The following is a 26,491-nucleotide window of genomic DNA, read 5'->3' on the forward strand; positions in this document are numbered from 1 at the left end:
ACGCGCAAGCGCCACTCACAAGCGCCGCGCGGCAGCCCGCTGATCTCCCTGGCCGACCGCCCGACCGCCCGACCGACTGCCCGACCGGCCGACTGCCCGACCGGCCGACCGCCCGACCGCCCGAAGGCCCCGTGCCCCGGTCCGTCCTCCGGACCCGGACACGAGGCCGCGGTGTCGTCGCGGAGCGCTCACACCGGGCCCGAGCCCCGGGTGAGAGCAAGGTTGCGCACCGGTCACCTCGCGCCACGGGGCTGAAACCCGTCGTCCGTAGCGTCGCCTCCACTACCCGACACGAGGTGTGGAGGCGCGCCATGGCCGACAGCAGCGGCGGCAGCAGTGGTGGCAGGTGGATCGAGCAGTGGGACCCGGAGGACGAGGCCTTCTGGAAGTCGCAGGGGGAGCGGATCGCCCGGCGGAATCTGGTCTTCTCCGTGCTCAGCGAGCACATCGGGTTCTCCGTCTGGACCCTGTGGTCGGTCATGGTCCTGTTCATGGGGCCCGAGTACGGGATCGATCCGGCCGGGAAGTTCTTCCTGATCGGCGTCGCCACCTTGGTGGGGGCCGTGATCCGGGTGCCGTACACCTTCGCCGTGGCCCGTTTCGGCGGCCGTAACTGGACCATCTTCAGCGCCCTGATGCTGCTCCTGCCGACCGGGGCCGCGTACGCGGTGATGGAGCCGGGTACGTCGTACGGCACCTTCCTGGCGGTCGCGGCGCTCACCGGCGTCGGCGGCGGGAACTTCGCCTCCTCCATGACCAACATCAACGCCTTCTTCCCGCTGCGGAAGAAGGGCTGGGCACTGGGCCTCAACGCGGGCGGCGGGAACATCGGCGTGCCCGTCGTGCAGCTCGTCGGACTGCTGGTGATCGGCACCGCGGGGGCCGCGCACCCACGGATCGTGCTCGGCGTCTACATGCCGCTGATCGTGATCGCCGCGCTGTGCGCCGCGCTGTTCATGGACAACCTCGCACCCGTGAAGAACGACACCGGGGCGGCGAAGGAGGCGGTCAAGGACGCCCACACCTGGATCATGTCGTTCCTGTACATCGGCACGTTCGGATCCTTCATCGGCTACAGCTTCGCCTTCGGCCTCGTCCTGCAGACCCAGTTCGGGCGCACCCCGCTGCAGGCCGCGTCGCTCACCTTCGTCGGGCCGCTGCTCGGCTCGCTGATCCGGCCGGTCGGCGGTCGGCTCGCGGACCGCTTCGGCGGGGCGAGGATCACGCTCGGGACGTTCGTCGCGATGGCGGCGGCCACCGGTGTCGTGCTGTACGCCTCCGTGACCGAGTCGCTGCCGGTCTTCCTGGTGGGCTTCGTCGCGCTGTTCATCCTGAGCGGGCTCGGCAACGGCTCCACGTACAAGATGATCCCGGGCATCTTCCGGGCCAAGGCGCTGGCCCGGGGCATGACGGGCGAGGAGGCGGAGGCCTACGGGCGCAGGCTCTCCGGGGCCGCGATGGGGCTGATCGGCGCCGTCGGCGCGCTCGGCGGGCTCGCCATCAACCTCGCCTTCCGGCAGTCGTTCCTGACGGCGGGGACGGGGACGGGAGCGTTCGTCGCCTTCCTCGTCTGCTACGCCGTGTGCTGCGCGGTCACCTGGGCCGTATACCTTCGCCGGCCGGCCCCCGCACCCGTGCCGGAGGCCACAGCCGAGGCGAAGCCGCAGCTCAGCTACGCCGAGGTGTGAGACGGCGTGCCTCTTAACGGCGCGGAAACACCGGCGAACCGGGACCGTCACGCTCCCTTGCCACGCTCGGTCGGCATGAACGCGCAGCACGACACCGCACAGCATGCCGCCGTCCCCGCCGCCGCCGTGGGGCCCCTCGCGGGCTTCACGGTCGGGGTCACCGCGGCCCGGCGCGCCGATGAGCTGGGCGCGCTGCTCCAGCGCCGCGGCGCCGTCGTGCAGCACGCGCCCGCCCTGCGGATCGTGCCGCTCGCCGACGACGGCGAGTTGCTGGCCGCGACCAAGGAACTCATCGCCCACGCGCCGGACGTCGTGGTCGCCACCACCGCGATCGGCTTCCGCGGCTGGGTGGAGGCGGCCGACGGATGGGGCTGCGGCGAGGAGCTGCTGGCCTGCCTGCGGGGTGTCGAACTCCTCGCGCGCGGACCGAAGGTGAAAGGCGCGATCCGGGCCGCCGGACTGACGGAGGAGTGGTCGCCGACCTCCGAATCGATGGCCGAGGTGCTCGACCGGCTCCTCGCGGAAGGCGTCGAGGGCCGCCGGATCGCCCTCCAGCTGCACGGCGAACCGCTTCCCGGATTCGTCGAGTCGCTGCGGGCCGGGGGCGCGCAGGTCGTCGTCGTACCGGTCTACCGGTGGATGCCGCCGCAGGACGCCGCTCCGCTGGACCGGCTCCTGGACGCCACCGTGGCGCGCGGCCTGGACGCCCTGACCTTCACCAGCGCCCCGGCGGCCGCGTCCCTGTTCTCGCGGGCCGAGGAGCGCGGGCTGCTCCCGCAGCTCCTCGACGCCCTCGCCCACGACGTCCTCGCCGCGTGCGTCGGCCCGGTCACCGCGCTGCCGCTCCAGGCGCGCGGCCTGGACACCGTCCAGCCCGAACGCTTCCGGCTCGGCCCGCTCGTCCAGCTCCTCTGCCTCGAACTCCCCTCGCGCGCCCGCACCCTGCCGCTCGCCGGGCGCCGCGTCGAGATCCGCGGCCACGCGGTCGTCGTGGACGACCAGCTGCGCCCGGTCCCCCCAGCCGGTATGTCCTTGCTGAAGACCCTGGCCCGCCGCCCCGGTTGGGTCGTCTCCCGCGCGGACCTGCTGCGCGCGCTGCCGGGCGCGGGCCGCGACGAGCACGCCGTCGAGACGGCGATGGCCCGGCTGCGTACGGCACTGGGGGCGCCGAACCTCATCCAGACGGTGGTCAAGCGCGGCTACCGGCTGGCGCTGGATCCGGCGGCGGACGAGAAGTACGGAGGCGCGTAGTGCTGCTCGGGGGGCTTTGCGTCAGGCGATGACCTCGATGGCGCATCGCGCCGCGTTGCAACGGCTGAGGCGGGCGTCACCGGTGATCAGCGGACAGGCGAAGGTCTCGGCCGCCGCGATGCACGCGGCGTCGTAACCGGAGACGTTCTGCCGGAGCTCCCACATGCGGGGCAGTAGCCGCTGCACGTCGATCGTCTCGAGCGCGACCTGGGACAGGGCCGCCACCGCCGCGTCGGCACGCGCGAGGGTGATCTTTCCACCAAGCAGCCGTCCTCGGACCGCGTGGAAGGTCTCGACGACGAGATGCTCTGGTGCCGCCCAGTGGTTGTCTCGCATGAGCCGGGCACGGGCGGCCTTGCCCGCCGTGCCGTCACCCGTGAGTGCCTCGGTGAGGACCGAGGCGTCGACGACGATCACCGTGCGCGCTCCGCCCGTGCTTTTTCGACCTCCGTCACGGTCTCATCCATGGAGCTGTCGACGCCGTCGGTCCGGTCTTCGAACGAACGCAGCAGGGCGAGGTTGTTCGTCCGCTCCGCCTCGGCCGTGACGAGCGACAGGAGGTAGGTCTGAAGGGACTGCCCGAGCTCCTGGGCGCGGTCGGCCAGTATGTCGCGGACTTCGTCGGGTACGTCACGAATCTGCAGTGCCACCATGCATGCATTATGCATGCGCGCGCGAGCGTGGGCAATCCACCACGCCTTCGGTGAGTGGGGTTCCGGACGCGCACCGTCGAGGGCACCCTGAAGTCATGGCCATGGCGAGGGGCTCGTACGGATGGCGGTTCGATTCCGGGCGCGTCTGCCTGGATCTCCTGGCGCTGGATCTCGCGGCGGCGCAGCGGTCGGCGGCGGGGCCGGAGCGGCTGGGGCAGTGGCTGACGGCCGCCGGGCTGGTGCCACCCGGCACCCCGCTCGCCGCGGTGACCGCGCGCTGGGTGCCGCCGTTCCTCGAACTCCGCGAGTGCGTCGCGCGCCTGGTCCACGCCCAGCTCGACGGCCGGGCCGAGGACGGCGCCCTCGACCGGCTCAACAGACTCGCCGCCGACGCGGCCCCGCCCGCCCCGAGAGCCGTACGCGGCGACGACGGCGGCCTCGTGCGCGCCCCGCTCGCCCGGCCCGAGTGCGCCGCGCTGATCGCCGCCGTCGCGCGCGACGCGGTGGAACTGCTCACCGACCCGGTCGCCCGCGCCCGGCTGCGCCGCTGCGAGGGCGACAACTGCCGCCGCGTCTACGTCGACACCTCGCGCGGGCGGCGGCGCCGCTGGTGCTCCAGCGAGGTGTGCGGCAACCGGGTACGGGTGGCCCGGCACCGGCTCCGGACCACCGGCTCGCGGCACGACGAGCCCCACGTAAAAGATCTTGAAAAGAATTCCCCGCCCCGTTGAGACGACTGGCGCCCCCCTCCGTAGTGATGGACGACAGGGAAGCAGTCCAGACGCCAGTCAGGGTCTCGACCGGGGAGGTTCGGGTGCGCAAGGATGCCGCCGTGGCCGATGACCGTTCAGGGCAGGCCCGGCACCGCGCCGTTCCGCCGCGCACCAGCACCTCCGTCCCCGACGAGGAGCTGATGCGCGCGCTGTACCAGGAGCACGCCGGACCTCTGCTCGCCTATGTACTGCGCCTCGTCGCCGGCGACCGCCAGCGCGCCGAGGACGTCGTACAGGAGACGCTCATCCGTGCCTGGAAGAACGCCGGTCAGCTCAACCGGGCCACCGGCTCTGTCCGACCCTGGCTGGTGACGGTCGCTCGCCGCATCGTCATCGACGGTCACCGCAGCCGGCAGGCCCGGCCGCAGGAGGTCGATCCGTCGCCGCTGGAGGTCATGCCCGCGGAGGACGAGATCGACAAGGCGTTGTGGCTGATGACGCTCTCGGATGCGCTCGACGATTTGACCCCGGCGCACAGGGAAGTACTCGTCGAGACGTACTTCAAGGGGCGTACGGTCAATGAGGCGGCCGAGACACTCGGCATACCCAGTGGGACCGTGCGGTCCCGTGTGTTCTACGCATTGCGTTCCATGAAGCTCGCTCTGGAGGAGAGGGGGGTCACGGCATGAACAGGCAGCAGGATGAACAGGGCTCGATCCATGAGACCGTCGGGGCGTACGTCCTCGGCATCCTGGACGACGCGGAAGCGACCGAATTCGAGGCACATCTGGCCGGCTGCGACATCTGCGCCGCCCACCTCGAGGAGTTCGCGGGCATGGAGCCGATGCTGGCGATGCTCGGGGAGTCCCCCGGGCAGCTGGCCCCGCCGCGGGAGGAGAACCTCCTGCCGGGCCTCCCTCCGGACATCCCGCCGAGCGTCCTGCCGTTCGACAGCAGGATCATGGAGCCGCCACCTCCTCCGCCCGTCGCGTCGATCCCCACCGCACCCAGCCCCCAGCTGCTGGACCGGCTGGTGGACGAGGTCGCCACCCAGCGCGCCCGCAAGCGCCGACGGAGCATGTACATGATCGCGGCGTCGGTGATCCTGATCGTCGGCGGCCCGACGGTCGCCGTGGTCGCCACCCAGGGCGACGACAGCAAGGGCAACGTCGCGATCGAGCCGCACCCGACCAGCCCCGCCGAGGACGCCTTCTTCAACCACATGGAGGAGAAGATCCAGGCGACGGACGCGGTCACCAAGGTCAGCGCCACCGTCGGCATGGAGAAGAAGGGCTGGGGCACCCACACGGTCCTGGAGCTCAAGAACGTCAAGGGCCCGCTCAAGTGCAACCTGATCGCCGTCTCCAAGACGGGCGAGGAGGAGGTCGTCACCTCCTGGGCGGTCCCCAAGTGGGGCTACGGCATCCCGGACAGCACGCACGAGTCGGCGAAGAACCCGCTGTACGTGCACGGCGGCGCGGCCATGGAGCGCAACGACATCGATCACTTCGAGGTGCGTACGTTCGACGGAAAGCGCCTCGTGGAGGTCGAGGCCTGACATAGCGGGCCCCCTTCGCGTACGGTTGACGGCTGCCCAGTGCACGTCAGAAGGGGGCCTCAGTGGCCGCGCAGGAAGCCGCTGTCGATACCGCCGTCGGGTCCGATGTCGACGCCGGTGTCGATTCGGTCCGGGACCGCGAGATCGGTGCCGAACAGGAACATCTGGACCAGGTGTACCGCCGCCTCGAGGAGAAGATCCACGAGGCGGAGTTCCTGATGAACGATGCCGCCAAGCGCGGCCAGGTCGGCACGCCCGGCGCGCTCGCGGAGCGTGACGCCCAGGTGTTCCGGGCCGGGGTCCACCTCAACCGGCTCAACAACGAGTTCGAGGACTTCCTCTTCGGCCGGATCGACCTGCTGCGCGGGAAGGACGGCGAGAAGGGCCCGGACGGCGCGTACACCTCGGTCGAGCCGGCCGAGGACGCCGTACGCCCGGACAACACGGCCGACATCGGGGAGACCCTCCACATCGGCCGTATCGGCGTCCTCGACTCCGACTACGCGCCCCTGGTCATCGACTGGCGGGCCCCGGCCGCCGCGCCCTTCTACCGGTCGACCCCGGTCGAGCCGGGCCGGGTCGTACGCCGCCGGGTCATCCGCTCCAAGGGCCGCAAGGTCCTCGGCGTCGAGGACGACCTGATGCGCCCGGAGCTGACCGCCACCCTCGACGGCGCCGCGCTGCCCGTCATCGGCGACGGCGCCCTGATGGCCGCGCTGGGCCAGGCCCGCAGCCACACGATGCGGGACATCGTGGCCTCCATCCAGGCCGAGCAGGACCTGGTGATCCGGGCCCCCGCCGCCTCTGTGACGTACGTCGAGGGCGGCCCCGGCACCGGAAAGACGGCCGTGGCGCTGCACCGCGCCGCGTACCTCCTCTACCAGGACCGCCGCCGCTACTCGGGCGGCATCCTGATCGTCTCCCCGACCCCGCTGCTCGTCGCCTACACCGAGGGCGTGCTGCCCTCGCTGGGCGAGGAGGGGCAGGTCGCGATCCGCGCGGTGGGCTCCCTCGCCACCGACGCCGCCGGCGCGGAGGCGACGACGTACGACGATCCGGCGGTCGCCCGGGTCAAGGGCTCGTCGCGGATGCTGAAGGTCCTGCGCAAGGCGGCCCGTGGAGCCCTGGAACTGGGGGACGCGCCGGGCCGGCTGCGGGTCGTCGCCTTCGGGCGCCGGCTGGAGCTGGAGGCCGACGAGCTCCAGCGGATCCGGCACAACGTGCTCGGCGGCACCGCGCCCGTGAACCTGCTGCGGCCGCGTGCGCGCAGGCTGCTGCTGGACGCGCTGTACGCGAAGTCCGGCGCCGCCGGCCGGCACAGCGACCCGGAGCTGGCCGCCGAGCTGCGGTCGTCGTTCGACGAGGACGTGATGTCGGAGGACGCGTTCGTCTCGTTCCTCGACGCCTGGTGGCCCGAGCTCACCCCGCGCGGCGTGCTGGACGCCATGGCCGACGAGAAGCGGCTCGGGCGCTGGGCGCGGCGCGTCCTCAACCCCGGCGAGGTCCGGCGGGTCGCCCGCAGCCTGCGCCGCGACGGCCTGTCCGTGCACGACGTGGCCGTCCTGGACGAGCTGCACACGCTGCTCGGCACCCCCGCCCGCCCGAAGAAGAAGCGCGAGCTCGACCCGCTGGACCAGCTCACCGGGCTCGAGGAGCTGATGCCGCAGCGCGAGGAGAGCCAGCGCGAGCGGGCCGAGCGGCTGGCGGCGGAGCGCACCGAGTACGCGCACGTCATCGTCGACGAGGCCCAGGACCTCACCCCCATGCAGTGGCGCATGGTCGGCCGCCGGGGCCGCCACGCCACCTGGACGGTCGTCGGCGACCCGGCCCAGTCGTCCTGGTCGGACCCGGACGAGGCGGCCGAGGCCCGCGACGAGGCGCTCGGCAGCCGCCCGCGCCGCCGCTTCGAGCTCACCGTGAACTACCGCAACCCCTCGGAGATCGCGGAACTCGCCGCCCGGGTCCTGACCCTGGCGATGCCCGGCACGCGGTCCCCGCGCGCCGTTCGCTCGACCGGCGTAGAGCCGCGCTTCACGGTCGTACGCGACGATCTGGAGCGGACCGTACGGGAGGAGGCGCAGCGCCTGCTGGACCGCGTCGACGGCACGGTCGGCGTGGTCGTCGCGATGAACCGGCGCGCGGAGGCCGCCCGCTGGCTCGCCGACCTCGGAGAACGGGTCGTCGCGCTGGGCTCGTTGGAGGCCAAGGGCCTGGAGTACGACGCGACGGTCGTCGTCTCGCCCGCGGAGATCGCCGATGAGTCCCCGGCCGGGCTGCGGGTGCTGTACGTGGCGCTCACCCGGGCGACCCAGCAGCTCACGGTGGTGTCGGGGCCGCGGGACGAACCGGACGCGGACGGGGTCCCGGATCTGCTGAGGGACTGAACCCGGGCGAGTCAACACGCCGTACGGGAATCACCTTCCGGGAGTGTTTGTTAGCCTGTCTGTGGCACCGGCTCGATCCAAGCCCCCGGGCCCAACCTTCGTCCCTCAGAGGGACCTCTTGCCGCGAGGCGAGCATGGCGGGTCGGTGCCACTGAGCGTATGAGTAGAGGTCCGCGTCACCTACGGGTGGCGCGGACCTCTTCTGTTTTTGGTCAACTTCTCGTATGGTGGAAAACAGTTTCCGAAAGCAGAAGGCGCATTACCGGCTACCGGCTGGTAGGTGCGACCATCGGATGGCCCTGCCCGGCTACCCGCCGGGGCGGGGCGGCAACGAAGCTAGGGAAAGCAGAGGAACTCGGCCATGGCAACGGCGCCCAGCGTCTCGTACTCGATGACGGTCCGGCTGGAGGTGCCCGCGAGCGGAACCGCCGTCTCGCAGCTCACCACGGCCGTCGAGTCCTCCGGCGGGTCGGTCTCCGGCCTCGACGTCACCGCTTCCGGTCACGAGAAGCTCCGCATCGACGTGACCATCGCGGCGACCTCCACGACCCACGCGGACGAGATCGTCGAGAAGCTCAGCAGCATCGAGGGCGTCGTCCTGGGCAAGGTCTCCGACCGTACGTTCCTGATGCACCTCGGCGGCAAGATCGAGATGGCGGCCAAGCACCCCATCCGCAACCGTGACGATCTCTCCATGATCTACACGCCGGGTGTGGCCCGCGTCTGCATGGCGATCGCCGAGAACCCCGAGGACGCCCGCCGCCTCACCATCAAGCGCAACTCCGTCGCAGTCGTGACGGACGGCTCCGCCGTCCTCGGCCTCGGCAACATCGGCCCGAAGGCCGCGCTGCCCGTCATGGAGGGCAAGGCGGCCCTCTTCAAGCGCTTCGCCGGCATCGACGCCTGGCCGCTGTGCCTGGACACCCAGGACACCGACGCGATCGTCGAGATCGTCAAGGCGATCGCCCCCGGCTTCGCCGGCATCAACCTGGAGGACATCTCCGCGCCCCGCTGCTTCGAGATCGAGGCGCGGCTGCGGGAGGCCCTCGACATCCCCGTCTTCCACGACGACCAGCACGGCACGGCGATCGTCGTGCTCGCCTCGCTCACCAACGCGCTGCGCGTGGTGGGCAAGGCCATCGGTGACGTACGGGTCGTCATGTCCGGCGCCGGCGCCGCCGGTACGGCCATCCTCAAGCTGCTCATCGCCGCGGGCGTCAAGCACGCCGTCGTCGCCGACATCCACGGTGTCGTGCACGCCGGCCGCGAGGACCTCGTCGACGCCGCCCCCGGCACGCCGCTGCGCTGGATCGCCGACAACACCAACCCCGAGGGCGTCACCGGCACCCTGAAGCAGGCGGTCGTCGACGCCGACGTCTTCATCGGTGTCTCCGCGCCGAACGTGCTGGGGGCGCAGGACGTCGCCGCGATGGCGGACGGCGCCATCGTGTTCGCGCTCGCGAACCCGGACCCCGAGGTGGACCCGGCAATCGCGCGCCAGACCGCGGCAGTTGTGGCCACCGGCCGCTCCGACTTCCCGAACCAGATCAACAACGTGCTGGTCTTCCCGGGTGTCTTCCGCGGGCTCCTGGACGCGCAGTCCCGTACGGTGAACACCGAGATGATGCTCGCGGCCGCCGCGGCCCTCGCGGACGTCGTCACCGAGGACGAGCTCAACCCGAACTACATCATCCCGTCCGTCTTCAACGACAAGGTCGCGGGAGCGGTCGCGGGAGCCGTGCGGGACGCCGCGAAGGCGGCGGGCGCCGGTGCGGTGGGGAACAACAATTCGATCTGATGTCCGACTCTCCGGCGCGTCGCGAGTCGCGGGGTCGGGATCTCCGCTCTAGGGTGGCGGGGACCATGAGCCCGCGACACGCGACTGCGACAGCGTCCTACGGCTCCGACCGGCTCCGGGGAGTCGTGGCGAAGTCGACGGAACGTCACCGGATCAGGCCTGTGGCGCTTTTCGTGTGACTCCGGAGGGTGCCGGATTGGCTTTCCCGCCGCTGGTGGGGGCAGGATGCTCAATTGGGCGCGAGGGTCTGACAGCAGACCCGGGTCCGGGGACTGTCCGAGGGCCCTGGCAGCATCGGCTTCGCCGTGCCTGGTATGCGGCTCCGCCGCGTGGCACGCCTCAACAGCAAGAAGAACACGGGAGTAACAACATGAACCGCAGTGAGCTGGTGGCCGCGCTGGCCGACCGCGCCGAGGTGACCCGCAAGGACGCCGACGCCGTGCTGGCCGCTCTCGCCGAGACGGTCGGCGAGGTCGTCGCCAAGGGCGACGAGAAGGTCACCATCCCCGGCTTCCTGACCTTCGAGCGCACCCACCGTGCCGCTCGCACCGCTCGTAACCCGCAGACCGGCGACCCGATCCAGATCCCGGCCGGCTACAGCGTGAAGGTCTCCGCGGGCTCCAAGCTCAAGGAAGCCGCGAAGGGCAAGTAAGCCCGGAGGCAGTACGTACGAGGGCGGCCACCCCGTGGGGGTGGCCGCCCTTTCCGTATCCCTGCCCGGCCCCAGGGGCCCCGCACCCCGGCCGGGGGACTTCGGGAGCCCTGCCCCCCTTTCCGGGGCCCTACCGGGCCCCGGCGGGTGCCCTGGGTCCCGTCGCGGGCGCGGCCGGGGTCCGGGGCGCCTTTGCGGGGCCCCGGCGGGCGTGTGGGGTGTCAGACGGTCGCGCCGTGCGGGAGTTCCACCTTCGCGCCCGGCTCGACCAGCTTCTCCATGCTGTGCTGTCCCGGGGGGTGACCCCCGGACCCCCAGCCGTCCCGGGCGCGGCCGGGTCCGGGGCGCCTTTGCGGGGCCCCGGCGGGCGTGTGGGGTGTCAGACGGTCGCGCCGTGCGGGAGTTCCACCTTCGCGCCCGGCTCGACCAGCTTCTCCATGCTGTGCTGTCCCGGGGGGTGACCCCCGGACCCCCAGCCGTCCCGGGCGCGGCCGGGTCCGGGGCGCCTTTGCGGGGCCCCGGCGGGCGTGTGGGGTGTCAGACGGTCGCGCCGTGCGGGAGTTCCACCTTCGCGCCCAGCTCGACCAGCTTCTCCATGAAGTTCTCGTAGCCACGGTTGATCAGGTCGATGCCGTGCACCCGCGAGGTCCCCTGCGCCGCCAGTGCCGCGATCAGGTAGGAGAAGCCGCCGCGCAGGTCCGGGATGACCAGGTCCGCGCCCTGGAGCTTCGTCGGGCCGGAGACGACCGCGGAGTGCAGGAAGTTGCGCTGGCCGAAGCGGCAGTCCGAGCCGCCCAGGCACTCGCGGTAGAGCTGGATGTGCGCGCCCATCTGGTTGAGCGCGGAGGTGAAGCCCAGCCGGGACTCGTAGACCGTCTCGTGGACGATGGACAGGCCCGCCGCCTGGGTCAGGGCCACCACCAGCGGCTGCTGCCAGTCGGTCTGGAAACCGGGGTGGACGTCCGTCTCCAGCGCGATCGCGTTGAGCGAGCCGCCCGGGTGCCAGAAGCGGATGCCCTCGTCGTCGATCTCGAAGGCGCCGCCGACCTTCCGGTACGTGTTCAGGAAGGTCATCATCGAGCGCTGCTGCGCACCGCGCACGTAGATGTTGCCCTCGGTGGCGAGCGCCGCCGACGCCCAGGACGCGGCCTCCAGCCGGTCCGGGAGCGCCCGGTGGTTGTAGCCGCCGAGCCGGTCGACACCGGTGATCCGGATCGTCCGGTCCGTGTCCATGGAGATGATCGCGCCCATCTTCTGCAGGACGCAGATGAGGTCCTCGATCTCCGGCTCCACCGCCGCGTTCGACAGCTCGGTGACGCCCTCCGCGAGCACCGCCGTCAGCAGGACCTGCTCGGTCGAGCCGACCGACGGGTACGGCAGCCGGATCTTGCAACCGCGAAGCCGCTGCGGCGCCTCCAGGTACTGGCCGTCCGCGCGCTTCTCGATCGTCGCGCCGAACTGCCGCAGCACGTCGAAGTGGAAGTCGATCGGCCGGCCGCCGATGTCGCAGCCGCCGAGGCCGGGGATGAAGGCGTGGCCGAGCCGGTGCAGCAGCGGGCCGCAGAAGAGGATCGGGATCCGGGAGGAGCCCGCGTGGGCGTCGATGTCGGCGACGTTCGCGCTCTCGACGTGCGTCGGGTCGAGCACCAGCTCGCCGGGCTCGTCGCCGGGGCGGACCGTCACCCCGTGCAGCTGCAGCAGCCCCCGGACGACCCGCACGTCGCGGATGTCGGGCACGTTGCGCAGCCTGCTGGGCTCGCTGCCGAGCAGCGCGGCGACCATGGCCTTCGGCACCAGGTTCTTGGCGCCGCGGACGCGGATCTCGCCCTCCAGCGGGGTTCCACCGTGGACAAGCAGTACATCGTCTGTGCCGGTCATGAATCTCGCGTTCCGGAGGGGTCCCCCCAGGAGAGCCAGGGGGAGGTCGGGCAGGGGCCAGGGAAAACCTTAAGGCCCGACTACCCCTGCCTCGTAAGGCCAAGCACGCCCCACAGTCGTAATGAATTCGGCACAATACGCTCCGTTCGGGCGCGCACGCGGACGGTCACCATTCGCCTCGTCCGGGCCGCCCTGCGCTCCCGCTGCCGCGGTGCGCCCTGAGCTGCGTCGGATCGCAGTGTGCCGCCAGCTCCCCGCGGAGGGCGAAGATGCGGGATCATGTCTCGCATGACCGAGGTGTCCTCGCTCACAGGGCGGCTGCTCGTCGCCACCCCCGCCCTCGCGGACCCGAATTTCGACCGCGCGGTCGTCCTGCTGCTCGATCACGACGACGAGGGCTCCCTCGGCGTGGTCCTCAACCGGCCGACCCCGGTCGGTGTCGGCGACATCCTGGAGCCCTGGGCGAGCCTCGCCGGCGAGCCCGGCGTGGTCTTCCAGGGCGGCCCGGTCTCGCTCGACTCGGCGCTCGGCCTCGCCGTCATCCCGGGCGACGAGGGGCCGCTCGGCTGGCGGCGGGTGTACGGCGCGATCGGGCTCGTGGACCTGGAGGCGCCGCCGGAGCTGCTCGCGTCGGCGCTCGGCTCGCTGCGGATCTTCGCGGGGTACGCGGGCTGGGGCCCCGGCCAGCTGGAGGACGAGCTGAGCGACGGGGCGTGGTACGTCGTCGAGTCGGAGCCCGGCGATGTGTCGTCGCCGCGGCCCGAGGGGCTGTGGCGCTCGGTGCTGCGCCGGCAGCGCAGCGAGCTCGCGATGGTGGCGACGTATCCGGACGACCCTTCGCTCAACTGAATCCGCAGCGCTTGAGTACCCTTGGCACTTATGAGCACTCTTGAGCCCGAGCGCGGGGCAGGTACGGGGACCCTCGTAGAGCCGACGCCGCAGGTGTCGCACGGCGACGGCGACCACGAGCGCTTCGCCCATTACGTCCAGAAGGACAAGATCATGGCGAGCGCCCTCGACGGCACTCCCGTGGTGGCACTGTGCGGCAAGGTCTGGGTTCCGGGGCGCGACCCCAAGAAGTACCCGGTCTGCCCGATGTGCAAGGAGATCTACGAGTCCATGGGTGCGGGCGGCGACAAGGACAAGGGCGGCAAGGACAAGAAGTAACCGGTCCTTCCACCGGGACGGCCCCCGGGGCGCGCTGAGACGCGTCCCCGGGGGCCGTCTGCCGTTGGTCCTTGGTCCGTGGTCGTGGTCGTTGGGAACAGAGTGGTCGAGACCTCTTGTCGGCGAGTTCGCGGAGCCCCTGACCTCCTGCCTGTTGTGCAACGCGAAACAAGCGTTGCGTATGTTGCAACGTAACCGGAGGGGATTCCACGCCCGTGAAACTTCCTGCCTGAACAGCCGCCCCGGTCGCCGCACTTGTGCTCGCCGTCGCATGCGCCCCGCAGACCTCCGGCAACCGCGCCACGACCGACGAGCAGAGCGGCACGCTGCGCGTCCGGCTCTTCCAGGAGGTCGACAACACGCCCCTTCGATGACCCCGGGAGCGCCCCCGATCTGATCGAGTACGGCAACACCGACACCGCCGGGTGCATCAAGGGCGGCGGACTCGCCGATGTGAGTGCGGAGTTCGGGGCCTGGGCCGAGGCGAAGGAAACCGACCCGACCGCGAAGCGGTCGGTGACGGCCTTCGCCGCGGGCAAGGTGGCGATGGCGATCGGCGGCGACTTGGATCATGGCGGCGTCGACCGTGATGACGATTCCGGTACTCGTCTTCTTCGTACTCGTACAGCGGCGGCCGGTCTCCGGACCGGGCGGCGCGGTGAAGGGCTGACGGCATGGGTTTTGAAGATCTTGTCCCGGCGCCGGAGCGTGGCTGGTGGGTGCCGCCGTGGCCCGGGGACTTCCCGCTCGATCAGGAGACGCTGATCGAGACGGGGCCCGGCACGGAGAGCACCGCGCGCTGGTTCCGCTCCGTGCTCGGCCCCGCCACCGGGCTGCCGTTCCACGAGGGCGACGACGACGACAACCGGATCGTCCTGCGCATCGACCCCGCACTCGCCCCGGAGGCGTACCGGCTCGTCGTGGACGGGTATGCCATCCGCCTCGACGGCGGCGATGCGGCCGGGGTCTTCTGGGGCGCCCAGACGTTCCGTCAGCTGCTGGGGCCCGAGGCCTTCCGGCGCGCCCTCGTCGGCCCGCCACGCGACTGGCACCTGCCGATGGTCGTCGTCGAGGACCGGCCCCGGTTCGCCTGGCGCGGACTCATGCTCGATGTCGCACGCCACTTCCTCCCCAAGGAGGACGTCCTGCGCTACCTCGATCTCCTGGCCGCCCACAAGCTGAACGTCTTCCACTTCCACCTGACCGACGATCAGGGCTGGCGCATCGAGATCAAGCGGCACCCGCGCCTCACCGGGATCGGCGCCTGGCGGTCCCGTACGAAATGGGGCCACCGGGCCTCGGAGTTGTGGGACGAGAAACCGCACGGCGGCTACTACACGCAGGACGACATCCGCGAAATCGTCGCGTACGCCGCCGATCGGCATATCACCGTCGTCCCGGAAATCGACATCCCCGGCCACTCGCAGGCAGCCATCGCCGCATATCCCGAACTGGGCAACGCCGACGTCGTCGACACGGCCTCCCTCTCGGTCTGGGACACCTGGGGCATCAGTCACCACGTACTCGCCCCCACCGACAACACCCTCCGCTTCTACGAAGGGGTGCTGGAGGAGGTCCTCGACCTCTTCCCGTCCGCCTCCTCGCCGTTCGTCCACATCGGCGGCGACGAGTGCCCCACGGACCAGTGGGAGGCCTCCCCGGCCGCCCGCGCCCGCATCGGCGAACTCGGCCTCTCCGGTGCGCACGAGCTGCAGCCCTGGTTCGTCCGGCACTTCGACACCTGGCTCGCCGCCCGTGGCCGCCGCCTCATCGGCTGGGACGAGATCCTCGAAGGCGGGACGGTGGAAGGGGGCCTGACGCCCGGCGCCGCCGTCTCGTCCTGGCGCGGATACGCCGGCGGGATCGCCGCCGCCCGCGCCGGCCACGACGTCGTCATGTGCCCCGAGCAGCAGGTCTACTTCGACCACCGGCAGGCCGAAGGGCCGGACGAACCGATGCCCATCGGCTACGTACGCACCCTGGAGGACGTCTACCGCTTCGAGCCCGTTCCGCCGGAGCTGAACCCCACGGAGGCCGCCCGCGTCCTGGGCGCCCAGGCCAATGTGTGGACCGAGGTCATGCAGGACCGGTCACGCGTCGACTACCAGGTCTTCCCGCGCCTCGCCGCCTTCGCCGAAGTCGCCTGGTCCGCCCTCCCCGCCCCCGCCGAGCGCGACTTCGCGGATTTCGAGCGGCGAATGACGGCCCACTACAGGCGTCTTGACGCGCTCGGCGTCGCCTACCGTCCGCCCACCGGGCCGTTGCCGTGGCAGAAGCGCGAAGGTGTGCTCGGACGTCCGATCGAGGGGGCGCCCCCAAACGTGTGAGCCGGGTGCGATCCGGGCGTCTCGCGCACGGGTCCCTGGGACCGTGGACGACCGGACGGCCATACGGAAAACTCGCACCAAAACGGACGTTCGCCGTCCCTCGGGAGGTCAAGGACGGATGCGTCCTTCGTGGACCCTCGCGTCGGACCGCTCCCAAGATGTGCCAGAGTTGCCACGTCCGGCCTGTGAGCACGTACGGTACGGCAACACAGGCGGACAGCCGGGACACCGGGAAGGGGCAGCTGGGTTGACCACGCACGCACCGCAGGCGGCGCAGTCCGTGACGCTGCCGACCTCACTCGACGAGGCCGTGGCGGCGCTCACCGCCATGCCCGCCGCCGTGCCGGTCGCGGGCGGCACGGACCTGATGGCGGCCGTCAACAAGGGCCGCCTGCGGCCCGCCGGGCTCGTCGGCCTCGGCCGCATCAACGAGATCCGCGGCTGGCAGTACCAGGACGGCCACGCGCTCCTCGGCGCGGGCCTCACCCACGCCCGGATGGGCCGGCCCGACTTCGCCGCGCTCATCCCCGCGCTCGCCGCGTCCGCGCGCGCCGCGGGCCCCCCGCAGATCCGCAACGCCGGCACCCTCGGTGGCAACATCGCCACCGCCGCCCCCACCGGCGACGCGCTGCCCGTCCTCGCCGCGCTGGAGGCGGACCTGGTCATCGCGGGGCCGGGCGGCGCCCGCCGCGAGATCCCGGTCTCCCATCTGCTGGCGGGCCGCGAGATGCTCGGCCCGGCCGAGCTGATCGGCTTCGTACGCGTACCGCTGCTGCACGCCCCGCAGGTCTTCCTCAAGGTCACCGGCCGCACCGGCCCCGGCAGGGCGTCGGCGTCCGTCGCCGTCGTCCTCGACCCGGCCAGGCGCGGCGTGCGGTGCGCGGTCGGCGCGATCGCTCCGATGCCGCTGCGCCCGCTGGAGGCGGAGCGCTGGATCGCCTCGCTGATCGACTGGGACGGCGACCGCGGCCTGGCGCCGGAGGCGCTGGCGGCCTTCGGGGAGTACGTGGCGGCGGCGTGCATCCCCGACCCGCAGGGCGACGAGCAGCTGCCGCCCGCCATCCTGCACCTGCGGCGCACGGTCGCCGCGCTGGCCCGGCGAGCACTGGGGAGGGCGCTGTCGTGACCACGGACCGCAACGAGTACGAGAACAACGAGTACGAGAACTACGAGAACGAGGCCGCACAGCCTGTGCCGCAGGACGGCGGCTGGCAGCCCATCCCGCAGGGCGAGTACGACTCCGACGCCACGGCCTTCGTCCAGCTGCCGCCCGAAGGCGCGTTCGACACCCCGCTCGCCGCACCCGGACACGGCTACGTACCGCCGCAGATCACCCCGCTCACCCCTGCCGCCGGTACGGACCCGGCGGCGACGGGCGCCTGGAGCGTGCCGCAGGCGGACGCGCAGACGTGGCCCGAGCCGGCCGCCGCCGAGCCCGCGCCGCGCGACCCGCACGACCCGCACGCCACGGGCCAGTGGACCTTCCCGGAGGCCGAGTCCGTCCCGGCCGCCGGGCCGTCCGAGCTCACCGGCCAGTGGACGATCCCGGTGGCCCAGGGGGATCTCCCGGACGAGTCGGGCGAGTTCACGACCTCGGCGCTGGCCGCGCAGTGGGGCGCCGGTGCGCCTCCGGCCACCCTGCCGGGCGGCGCGCCCGCGCCGTGGGCGACGACCCCGCAGGTGACGGAGGCGTACCCGGCGACGCTGCCGGGCGGTGCGCCCGCGCCGTGGGCGGTCGAGGAGCCGGCCCCCGCTCCGGAGGCCCCCGCCCCGCAGGCCGCCGCGCCGGTGCCGGAGGCCGAGGCCGTCGCGCCCGCGGCGGCACCGGAAACGGAGCCCGTAGCGGCGCCGGAGGCGGCCCAGGAGCCCGAACCGGCCCCCGTGCAGCCCGAGGCCCCCGTACAGGCGGAGGCGCCCGTACAGGCCACGGCCCCGCAGCCCGAGCCCGAACCGGCCGCGTCCGCCGAGACCCCCGTCGAGGCCTCCGCCGACATCCCCGCCGAAGCCCCCGCCGAGGCCGACGACGCCCCGGCCGAGACGGCCGCCGACGTCCTCGTCGCCCCCGCCAACGACGAGCACCCCCACACCTCGTACGTCCTGCGTGTGAACGGCGCCGACCGCCCCGTCACCGACGCCTGGGTCGGCGAGTCCCTGCTCTACGTCCTGCGCGAGCGCCTCGGCCTCGCGGGCGCCAAGGACGGCTGCTCGCAGGGCGAGTGCGGCGCGTGCAACGTCCAGGTCGACGGCCGCCTCGTCGCGTCCTGCCTGGTCCCCGCGGCCACGGCGGCCGGCTCCGAGGTCCGTACGGTCGAGGGCCTCGCCGCCGACGGCGAGCCGTCCGACGTCCAGCGGGCCCTCGCCAAGTGCGGAGCCGTCCAGTGCGGCTTCTGCATCCCGGGCATGGCCATGACCGTCCACGATCTGCTGGAGGGCAACCACGCCCCCACCGAGCTGGAGACCCGCCAGGCGCTCTGCGGCAACCTCTGCCGCTGCTCCGGCTACCGAGGCGTCCTGGACGCCGTGCGCGAGGTCGTGGCCGAGCGCGCGGCGAGCGCGGCCGCCGCGGAGCCCACCGACGGCTCCCGCCCGGCCGGCGAGGCCCGCGATGAGGCCCGCATCCCGCACCAGGCGCCCCCGGGTGCGGGTAGTGTGCAGCCCCACCCGCATGACGGAGGCATGGTGTGAGCAACGACGCGGCCATCACCGCGACGCCGCAGGTGACGCCCCAGGTGGTCGACGGCCCCGACCAGGAGCTGCCCGCCCACGGCATCGGCGCGTCGCTCGCGGCGGCCGACGCGCGCGCCAAGACCGAGGGGACGTTCCCGTACGCCTCCGACCTGTGGGCCGAGGGCCTGCTGTGGGCGGCGATCCTGCGTTCCCCGCACGCCCATGCCCGCATCACGTCGATCGACACCTCCGCCGCGGCCGAAATGCCGGGCGTACGGGCCGTCCTCACCCACGCCGACGTCCCGGGTGACGCCGCCTACGGCCGCCGCGTCGCGGACCGTCCGGTCTTCGCCTCCGAGACCGTCCGGCACCACGGCGAGGCGATCGCCGCCGTCGCCGCCGACCACCCCGACACCGCCCGCCTCGCCGCGGCCGCGATCGCGGTCGAGTACGAGGTCCTCGAACCGGTCACCGACCCCGAGAAGGCCTTCGCCGCCGAGCCGCTGCACCCCGACGGCAACCTGATCCGCCACATCCCGCTCAGCTTCGGCGACCCCGACGCGACCGGCGAGACCGTCGTCGAGGGGCTCTACCGCATCGGCCGCCAGGACCCCGCGCCCATCGGCGCCGAGGCGGGCCTCGCCGTACCGCGCCCCGACGGTGGCGTCGAGCTCTACACCGCCTCCACCGACCCGCACACCGACCGCGACCTGGCGGCGGCCTGCTTCGGCCTGTCGCCGGAACAGGTGAAGGTCGTGGTCACGGGCGTCCCCGGCGCGACCGGCGACCGCGAGGACCCGGGCTTCCAGATCCCGCTCGGCCTGCTCGCCCTGCGCACCGGCTGCCCGGTCAAACTCGCCGCCACCCGCGAGGAGTCCTTCCTCGGCCACGCCCACCGCCACCCCACCCTGCTGCGCTACCGCCACCACGCGGACGCCGAGGGCAAGCTGGTCAAGGTGGAGGCCCAGATCCTCCTCGACGCGGGCGCCTACGCCGACGCGTCGTCGGAGTCGCTCGCCGCCGCCGTGGCCTTCGCCTGCGGCCCGTACGTCGTCCCGCACGCCTTCATCGAGGGCTGGGCCGTCCGCACCAACAACCCGCCGTCGGGCCATGTGCGCGGCGAGGGCGCGATGCAGGTGTGCGCGGCGTACGAGGCCCAGATGGACAAGCTGGCCGCGAAGCTGTCCCTGGACCCCGCCGAACTGCGCCTGCGCAACGCGCTCGCCACCGGCGACATCCTGCCCACCGGCCAGACGGTCACCTGCCCGGCCCCGGTCGCCGAACTCCTCCAGGCCGTCCGCGACTACCCGCTGCCCGCCCTCCCCATGGACACCCCCGAGGACGCCTGGCTGCTGCCCGGCGGACCCGAGGGCGCGGGCGAACCCGGCGCGGTGCGCCGCGGTGTCGGCTACGCGCTCGGCATGGTCCACATGCTCGGCGCCGAGGGCACGGACGAGGTCTCCACGGCCACGGTCAAGGTCCACGACGGCGTCGCCACGGTCATCTGCGCGGCCGTCGAGACCGGCCAGGGCTTCTCCACCCTGGCCCGCCAGATCGTCCAGGAGATCCTGGGCCTGGACGAGGTCCACGTCGCCTCGGTCGACACCGACCAGCCCCCGGCGGGACCGGCCACGCACGGCCGCCACACCTGGGTGTCCGGCGGCGCGGTGGAACGCGCGGCCAAGATGGTCCGTACGCAGCTCCTGCAGCCGCTGGCGCACAAGTTCGGCATGTCCACCGAGCTGCTCCAGATCACGGACGGAAAGATCACGTCCTACGACGGCGTCCTGTCCACCACCGTGATGGAGGCGATGGACGGCAAGGAACTGTGGGCCACCGCCCAGTGCCGTCCGCACCCCACCGAGCCCCTCGACGACCACGGCCAGGGCGACGCCTTCGTCGGTCTCGCCTTCTGCGCCATCCGCGCGGTCGTCGACGTCGACATCGAACTCGGCTCGGTCCGCGTCGTCGAGATGACCGTCGCCCAGGACGTCGGCCGCGTCCTCAACCCCGCCCAGCTCGCCACCCGCATCGAGGCGGGCGTCACCCAGGGCGTCGGCGCGGCCCTCACCGAGAACCTCCGCACGGCCCGCGGCCTCGTCCGCCACCCCGACCTCACGGGCTACGCACTCCCGACCGCCCTCGACGCCCCGGACATCCACATCGCCAAACTCGTCGAGGAACGCGACGTGGTGGCCCCCTTCGGCGCCAAGGCGGCCTCGGCGGTCCCGGTCGTGACCTCGCCGGCGGCGGTGGCGGCGGCGGTCCGGGCCGCCACGGGCCGCCCGGTCAACCGGCTGCCGATCCGGCCCCAGGCGGCGGTGGCGGCGCCCTAGGACCTCTCTGGCGCCGCCTGGCGGGTTCCGCCCGAGATCACCGTCGCCGTCTCGTTCTGCAGCAGGATGAGCCTGGCGCCGTCGGTCGTCAGCTTCAGCGACTTGCGGCTGCCCTGACGCTGCGTCCAGGCCTTCTTGCCGGTGTCCTTGCGCAGTGCGACGGCGTCGAACGACTTGGGGTCCTCGGCGGTGACCGTACAGACGTAGTCCCCGACGATCTGGGGGGCGTCCATCGGCGCGTACAGGGCGTTGATGGCGGTGGCCCAGACCTTCGCGCCGTCGCTCAGACGACGGCAGTGGAGCATGTACGAGGAGACCACGTACACGAGGTCCCCCTCGATGGTGGCGGAGCCCCACTCGGACGCGCCGAGGCCCGGGGGCACCGTCCACACGTCCTTGCCGTCCTCGACGCGGACCTTCCTCAGGGAGGTGCCTCCGATGAGGACGGTGCCGTCATGGATCACCGGCACGGCGCCGTAGTCCGCCACGCCGCGGCGTTCCCAGACCTGCCGTCCCGAGCGGACGTCGAGTGTCGTGACGTTTCCCTTGTCGGAGGCCAGGACCAGATGGCCGTCGCCCGCGGCGGCGTACCCGGAGCCGAAGCTGTCGGACACGGTCCACAGCGTCTTGCGGGTCTTCGTGTCGACGGCGCGGATCTTCAGGTCCCGCGTCATCACGTACAGCGCGTCGTCGTCCGCCGCGAGGATCACGAACGCGTCCACGTTCGCGGACCACTGTTCCTTGCCGGTCGACGGGCTGAAGGCGTGCACCGTCCCGGCGGCGTCCGCTGCCACCAACGCGCCGCCGGGCAGTACCAGGAACTCGGAGGACGGCGTGATGTTCAGGTGCTCCCACTTCTTCTTGCCGTCGGCCGCTCCGTAGGCGACGAGTCCACCGTCCTTCGCGCCGAAGATCACGACGCCGTCGGCGGTGCGGGCGGGCGGGCTCCAGGGGTCGGCGATCGCCAGCGGACCCCAGACGCGCGTTCCCGCCGGGGCCGGTTTCGGGTCCTTCGCCGAGGCGGACCTGGTCTGCTCGTCCTCGTCGTTCAGCAGCCAGGCGGCGGTGCCCCCGCCTGCGGCGAGTACGGCCGCGCCGGCCGCGAGCCCGAGGAACCGGCGGCGGTTCGGGGACGGGGACTGGGCCACGACGGTGCCGGGGAGGGTCGCCCACTGCTGGGCGCCGGTCTCGCGCTGCTTGATGTCGGTGGCCAACGGACCCTGCTGCCAGATCCGTTCGGCGCGCCGCGGGGGCGCGAAGGCCGCGCGGATCTGGTCGGGGGAGGGGCGGAAGGCGGGATCCTTCGCCAGACAGGGGCCGATCAGCGGGCGCAGGGGTTCCGGGACCCGGCTCAGATCCGGCTCGCCGTGCACCACCTCGTACTGCACGGCGGCCACATGGGCGCCGGAGTAGGCCGGTGCGCCGCTCGCCGCGAACGCCAGGACGGCGCCGAGCGAGAAGAGGTCCGCGGCCGGCCCGACGCGCTGCCCCAGCACCTGCTCGGGTGCTCCGTAGCCGGGCGTCACCGGGACCTGGCCGGTGGTGGTGAGCGTGAGTCCGTGCTCGGGCCGGGCGATGCCGAAGTCGATGACGCGCGGGCCCCGCGAGGTCAGCACGATGTTCGCCGGCTTGAGATCGCGGTGGATCAGCCCGGCGGCGTGGATGGTCCGGAGCGTTTCGGAGAGGGACCCCGCCAGTGCCCGTACGGCCTCGTCGGGCAGCGGCCCGTACGTGCCCACGGCCTGCTCCAGGGTCGGTCCCGCGAGGAACTCCGACGCGATCCACAGGCGGCCGCCCTCGGTCTGGGCGGCCAGGACACGCGCCACCCCCTCACCGGTGACGGCCCGCGCCGCCTCGGCCTCGCGCAGGAACCGCTGCACCATGTGCTGGTCATGGGCGAGCTGGGGCAGCAGGACCTTGACGGCCGCGGCCTGGCCGTGGGCGTCGTGGCCGAAGTAGACCTTGCCCATTCCGCCGGCGCCGAGCACGCCGACGAGGCGGTACGGGCCGAGCCGGAGCGGATCGCCGGGGCCGAGCGGGTTCATCCGGATGTCCTTCTGTCGGTGCTGTCCAGGAGAGGAGGGCCAAGGAGGGTCAGAGCAGGGAACTGAAGTCGAGGCGGATCGCGACGACCTCCTTGCCGTCCGTCTGGATCAGACGCTGGGCGCTCTCGTGCAGGGAGAGGCTCGACGACCTCGGCGTGAAGGACCAGTCCTCCTTGTGGGTCGCGAGGAGGACCGCGCGTACGGTGCCGTCGGCCGTGACGAAGACGTGCTTGCCGTCGACGACGGGCGGAACCGCGAGATCCGGCCGCTCTTCGGTGCGCGCCTCCCAGCGGAGCCTCCCGTCGGCGGCGCCCAGGGCGACGACGCCGCTGCCCTTCTCCACCGCGTACACCACTCCGCCCCGCAGGGCCGGTGCGATGCCGTACGCGCCGGCCGGCCGGCCCGCGCCGAACGTCCACGCGACCGCGCCGTCACCGAGCCGGAGCGCCTGGACCCGGCCGCCGCCCACGTACACGTGCGTGCCGTCCGCGGCGAGACCGTTCGGCACGTACGCGGGTGCCGCGGTCGTCTCCCCGCGTACGGTCGTCTCCCACACCTGCCGCCCCGTCCGGGTGTCGAAGGCGCTGATGTCAACGCCCCCGCCGCCCGCCGCCGGGCGGCGCAGGACCAGGCGGCCGCCGGAGAGCGCCGCGACGATGAGATCGCCGGCGCTCCCGAACCCGTACGCGCGCAGCGGCGAGCTCCACTTCTCCCTGCCCGTACGGACGTCGACCGCCAAGACGGTCCAGCTTCCCGCCCGCTGCGCGGCGAGATAGGCCGTGCCGTCGGCGACGCTCAGCAGCGCGGCCTCCAGCAGGGGCCGCGCGGACGTCGCGAACGGGGCGGCGGGAGACGTCCGGCCGCTGACGGGGTCGACGGTGTGGAGCCGCAGCCGATGCCCGCCCGAACCGCCGCCGGGGAGCAGGGCGTGGAACTGCTTCCCGTCCGTGTGGACGTGCAGGGGTTCCTTCGCCGCCGCTACGAGCCAGCGGCGCTCCCCGCTGCGCCCCGCGAGACCGAGCAGCCCCTCGCCGGTCATCAACGCGACGGCGTCGCCGGCTGGTAGGGGTGCGAGCACGGGCCGACCGCTCTTCGGGCCGGTGATGTTCCTGCGCCAGGGCTGACGCCTGTCGGCGGGGGCGTCCCTGCCCGGACCGGGCTCCGGAGCGGCCCCCGAGGGCGGGGCGCCGGTGCCGCCCTTCGCGGCACCGCCCTTGTCCTCGCCGCTGCTGAACCAGGACCAGGCACCGACGCCGCCGGCCACCACCGCGAGGGCCGATCCGCCGTAGACGGCCAGAAATCTGCGCCGGCCCACGCGCCGGCCCACGCGCCGGTCCACGGGGCGGTCCGTCGGGGGAGCGTGGGCCGCGACGGTCTCGGCGAACGGGCTCGGGCCCGGGTCCGTGGCCGGGGCGGGGGCCGGAAGGCGGTACGGGGCGTGCTGCCAGACCTCGGTCGCGCGGCGGGCGATCTCGGCGAGGAGCAGGTCCGGGAGGTGGTCGGCGAACTCGCCGCGCCCGTCGTGCAGTCCGGCGGCGAGCTGCGCCGTGGTGGGGCGCTCGGCGGGGTCCTTGGCGAGGGCGCGGGCGAGGAGCGGGAGCAGCGGGGCGGGAACGCCCGACAGATCGGGCTCGGCATAGCGGACCCGGTAGATCAGGTCCGCGGCCTGGCCGGTGCCGAACGGGCCGTGGCCCGTGGCGGCGTACACCAGGACTCCGGCGAGCGCGAAGACGTCACCGGCGGGGGTGTGCTCCTGCCCGGTGGCCTGCTCCGGGGACATGAACGCGGGGGTGCCGGCGGCGACGCCCAGGCGCGTCAGACGCTCGTCTCCCGCCGCGCGGGCGATGCCGAAGTCGATGACCTTGGGGCCGTGGGCCGTGATCATGACGTTCGAGGGCTTGAGGTCGCGGTGGACGACGTCGGACGAGTGCAGCTGGGCCAGGGCTCCGGCGAGCGCGGCGCCCAGCGCGCGGACGGAGGGCTCGGGCAGGGGGCCGCACAGGGTGACCGCGTCGTCGAGGGGCGGGCCGAGGACGTACTCCGTGGCGAGCCACGGGGTCTCGGCGAGCGGATCGGCGTCGACGACGGCCGCGCCGTGCTGGGTGCCGATGATGCGGGCCGCGTCGGTCTCCAGGCGGAACCGGGTCCGGGCGGCGGGATCGCCGGCGATGGCCGCGTGCATGGTCTTGAGCGCGACCGTGCGGCCGCCGCGCGTCCGGGCCAGGTAGACCGTGCCCATGCCGCCGCTGCCGAGGCGGGCGATGAGCCGGTACGCGCCCAGGTGGGCGGGGTCTTCGTGGGTCAGCGGGGAGAGCATGCGTCACGCGGTCCTGAGTTCGGCGGCGAGGACCGAGGCGGACTGGCGGGCGATCGCCGCCACGATCCGGCCCGGGAGCCAGCCGGGGGTGAGCATCGGTCCGGCGGTGGTGAGCACGGTGCCGTGCGGGGTGGGGGGTGCGAGCGCGGTGAGGACACCGGCCGCGGTGGGGCGGTTCGCCGGGTCCCTGGTGAGGCAGGCGGAGATCAGGGGGCGCAGGGAGGCGGGGAGTTCGGTGCTCTCCGGGACCGTGTGGCCCGTGGCGGCGTACGCGAGGACCGTGCCGAGGGCGTAGATGTCGCCGGGCGGCCGGGGCAGCCCGCCGGACGCCTGCTCGGGGGCGAGGCTGCCCGGTTCGAGCCCGGTGCGGCCGGTGCGTGCCTCGCCCTCGGGTGCGGCGGCTCGTACCGCGCCGAAGCAGGTGAGCCGGGGCCCGTCCGCGGCCAGGAGCACGGCGGCGGGCGAGAGGCCCGCGTGCGTGGTGCCCTGCGTGTGGGCGGTGGCCAGCGTCTCCGCGAGCGCCGCACCGATCGCCCGTACCGAATGCTCCGGCAGCGGTCCGCCGTGCACCGTGAGCGCGACGGGCAGGGGGAGCGCGGGGAGGTACGGGGACGCGTACCACGCCTCGCCACTCGCACCGGGTGGCGCGAGCTCGGCGACGGGCAGGACCCAGGGGCCGAACAGCCGCCTGGCCGCGTCGGCCTCGGCCGCGAACCTCGCGGGATCCGCGCCCGGCAGCGGCGCGGAGAGCAGCACGGTGCGTTCGCCGTCGGCGCTGCGCGCGATGAACCGCCGGTGGGGGACGCGGGAGTCAGGCGGGTCGAGACGCGTGATGAGCGCGTACGGGCCGAGCTGTTCCATGTGCGAATCCCCCGTGGCAGTACCGAACAGGAGGAGCCTACTGGGGCGGTCCCGGGCCGGAGACGGCGATGGCACCCCTGCGGGTGCGGGGCGGCTCCGTCGAGGCCGTGACCGGCGGTGTTTTCCGGAGATCCGGACCCCCGGCAGGGGGCGCCTGGGGGCGCCGGCATGGAGGCCGTGACCGGCTGTGTTGTCC

Annotated in this window: 20 protein-coding genes and 2 pseudogenes; 16 read left to right on the top strand and 6 right to left on the bottom strand. The window is 73.0% G+C overall.

Annotated elements, in window-relative coordinates:
- Nucleotides 1–311 precede the first annotated feature (311 nt).
- On the top strand, nt 312–1,688 hold the full coding sequence (locus ABT342_RS22700) for a nitrate/nitrite transporter (RefSeq protein WP_351576713.1): 1,377 nt from the start codon (nt 312–314) through the stop codon (nt 1,686–1,688).
- A 75-nt stretch (nt 1,689–1,763) separates the two neighbouring features.
- A complete protein-coding gene (locus ABT342_RS22705) occupies nt 1,764–2,939 on the top strand; it encodes a uroporphyrinogen-III synthase (protein ID WP_351576716.1) in 1,176 nt (391 codons plus the stop codon).
- Nucleotides 2,940–2,960: 21 nt separating this feature from the next.
- Here ABT342_RS22705 and ABT342_RS22710 read toward each other — a convergent pair whose 3' ends face one another.
- Nucleotides 2,961–3,356 carry a type II toxin-antitoxin system VapC family toxin gene (locus tag ABT342_RS22710; protein WP_351576719.1) on the bottom strand — a complete coding sequence of 132 codons (396 nt, stop codon included), beginning with the start codon at nt 3,354–3,356 and terminating at the stop codon, nt 2,961–2,963.
- On the bottom strand, nt 3,353–3,592 hold the full coding sequence (locus ABT342_RS22715; RefSeq protein ID WP_351576722.1) for a hypothetical protein: 240 nt from the start codon (nt 3,590–3,592) through the stop codon (nt 3,353–3,355). The genes ABT342_RS22710 and ABT342_RS22715 overlap by 4 nt, the downstream gene beginning before the upstream one ends.
- Before the next feature lie 101 nt (nt 3,593–3,693).
- Here ABT342_RS22715 and ABT342_RS22720 point away from each other — a divergent pair, with 101 nt between their 5' ends.
- From ABT342_RS22720 to ABT342_RS22745, 6 genes are all read left to right on the top strand, one after another.
- Entirely contained in the window at nt 3,694–4,323 is a 630-nt protein-coding gene (locus ABT342_RS22720) for a CGNR zinc finger domain-containing protein (protein ID WP_351576783.1), read from the top strand.
- A 26-nt stretch (nt 4,324–4,349) separates the two neighbouring features.
- On the top strand, nt 4,350–4,994 hold the full coding sequence (locus tag ABT342_RS22725) for a sigma-70 family RNA polymerase sigma factor (RefSeq protein WP_351576725.1): 645 nt from the start codon (nt 4,350–4,352) through the stop codon (nt 4,992–4,994).
- Nucleotides 4,991–5,863: an anti-sigma factor family protein gene (locus ABT342_RS22730; protein WP_351576728.1), complete on the top strand. Its 873-nt coding sequence runs from the start codon at nt 4,991–4,993 to the stop codon at nt 5,861–5,863. The genes ABT342_RS22725 and ABT342_RS22730 overlap by 4 nt, the downstream gene beginning before the upstream one ends.
- A gap of 62 nt (nt 5,864–5,925) precedes the next feature.
- Nucleotides 5,926–8,247, top strand: a complete 2,322-nt coding sequence (locus ABT342_RS22735; protein ID WP_351576731.1) for a HelD family protein — start codon at nt 5,926–5,928, stop codon at nt 8,245–8,247.
- A 361-nt stretch (nt 8,248–8,608) separates the two neighbouring features.
- Nucleotides 8,609–10,045 carry an NAD-dependent malic enzyme gene (locus ABT342_RS22740; protein WP_351576734.1) on the top strand — a complete coding sequence of 479 codons (1,437 nt, stop codon included), beginning with the start codon at nt 8,609–8,611 and terminating at the stop codon, nt 10,043–10,045.
- A 370-nt stretch (nt 10,046–10,415) separates the two neighbouring features.
- Nucleotides 10,416–10,697: an HU family DNA-binding protein gene (locus tag ABT342_RS22745; RefSeq protein WP_004571953.1), complete on the top strand. Its 282-nt coding sequence runs from the start codon at nt 10,416–10,418 to the stop codon at nt 10,695–10,697.
- A 537-nt stretch (nt 10,698–11,234) separates the two neighbouring features.
- On the opposite strand, the gene murA is transcribed toward ABT342_RS22745, so the two are convergent.
- On the bottom strand, nt 11,235–12,575 hold the full coding sequence (gene murA / locus ABT342_RS22750) for a UDP-N-acetylglucosamine 1-carboxyvinyltransferase (RefSeq protein ID WP_351576737.1): 1,341 nt from the start codon (nt 12,573–12,575) through the stop codon (nt 11,235–11,237).
- 288 nt (nt 12,576–12,863) lie between these two features.
- Between murA and ABT342_RS22755 the strand changes: the two genes are divergently transcribed.
- The 8 genes and pseudogenes from ABT342_RS22755 (at nt 12,864) to ABT342_RS22790 (ending at nt 21,072) form a co-directional block, all read left to right on the top strand.
- Complete coding sequence (locus tag ABT342_RS22755; protein ID WP_351576740.1) at nt 12,864–13,424, top strand: YqgE/AlgH family protein; 561 nt, start codon at nt 12,864–12,866, stop codon at nt 13,422–13,424.
- Nucleotides 13,425–13,454: 30 nt separating this feature from the next.
- A complete protein-coding gene (locus ABT342_RS22760; RefSeq protein ID WP_063835429.1) occupies nt 13,455–13,742 on the top strand; it encodes a DUF3039 domain-containing protein in 288 nt (95 codons plus the stop codon).
- Nucleotides 13,743–13,999: 257 nt separating this feature from the next.
- Nucleotides 14,000–14,264, top strand: a pseudogene (locus ABT342_RS22765) (extracellular solute-binding protein); the annotation flags it as partial.
- A 46-nt stretch (nt 14,265–14,310) separates the two neighbouring features.
- A pseudogene (locus ABT342_RS22770) lies at nt 14,311–14,412 on the top strand (carbohydrate ABC transporter permease); the annotation flags it as partial.
- A 4-nt stretch (nt 14,413–14,416) separates the two neighbouring features.
- Nucleotides 14,417–16,069 carry a beta-N-acetylhexosaminidase gene (locus ABT342_RS22775; RefSeq protein ID WP_351576744.1) on the top strand — a complete coding sequence of 551 codons (1,653 nt, stop codon included), beginning with the start codon at nt 14,417–14,419 and terminating at the stop codon, nt 16,067–16,069.
- Nucleotides 16,070–16,316: 247 nt separating this feature from the next.
- A complete protein-coding gene (locus tag ABT342_RS22780) occupies nt 16,317–17,195 on the top strand; it encodes an FAD binding domain-containing protein (protein ID WP_351576746.1) in 879 nt (292 codons plus the stop codon).
- Nucleotides 17,192–18,754 (top strand): (2Fe-2S)-binding protein, encoded by a 1,563-nt coding sequence (locus ABT342_RS22785; protein WP_502965591.1) that lies wholly within the window; start codon nt 17,192–17,194, stop codon nt 18,752–18,754. Before ABT342_RS22780 ends, ABT342_RS22785 begins: the two co-directional genes overlap by 4 nt.
- A complete protein-coding gene (locus tag ABT342_RS22790) occupies nt 18,751–21,072 on the top strand; it encodes a xanthine dehydrogenase family protein molybdopterin-binding subunit (RefSeq protein WP_351576749.1) in 2,322 nt (773 codons plus the stop codon). The genes ABT342_RS22785 and ABT342_RS22790 overlap by 4 nt, the downstream gene beginning before the upstream one ends.
- Here ABT342_RS22790 and ABT342_RS22795 read toward each other — a convergent pair.
- Genes ABT342_RS22795 through ABT342_RS22805 form a run of 3 tightly spaced genes read right to left on the bottom strand, consistent with a single transcriptional unit; the run spans nt 21,069 to nt 26,295 of the window.
- The gene (locus ABT342_RS22795; protein WP_351576753.1) at nt 21,069–23,117 is read right to left on the bottom strand and encodes a serine/threonine-protein kinase; all 2,049 of its coding nucleotides are present in this window, start codon (nt 23,115–23,117) and stop codon (nt 21,069–21,071) included. The two genes, ABT342_RS22790 and ABT342_RS22795, sit on opposite strands and share 4 nt — an antisense overlap.
- A gap of 49 nt (nt 23,118–23,166) precedes the next feature.
- The gene (locus ABT342_RS22800) at nt 23,167–25,434 is read right to left on the bottom strand and encodes a protein kinase domain-containing protein (protein ID WP_351576755.1); all 2,268 of its coding nucleotides are present in this window, start codon (nt 25,432–25,434) and stop codon (nt 23,167–23,169) included.
- Between the two features lie 3 nt (nt 25,435–25,437).
- The gene (locus ABT342_RS22805) at nt 25,438–26,295 is read right to left on the bottom strand and encodes a protein kinase family protein (protein ID WP_351576758.1); all 858 of its coding nucleotides are present in this window, start codon (nt 26,293–26,295) and stop codon (nt 25,438–25,440) included.
- Nucleotides 26,296–26,491 lie beyond the last annotated feature (196 nt).

Source organism: Streptomyces sp. NPDC000410 (assembly GCF_040300305.1).
In the GTDB taxonomy this organism is placed as follows: Bacteria; Actinomycetota; Actinomycetes; order Streptomycetales; family Streptomycetaceae; genus Streptomyces.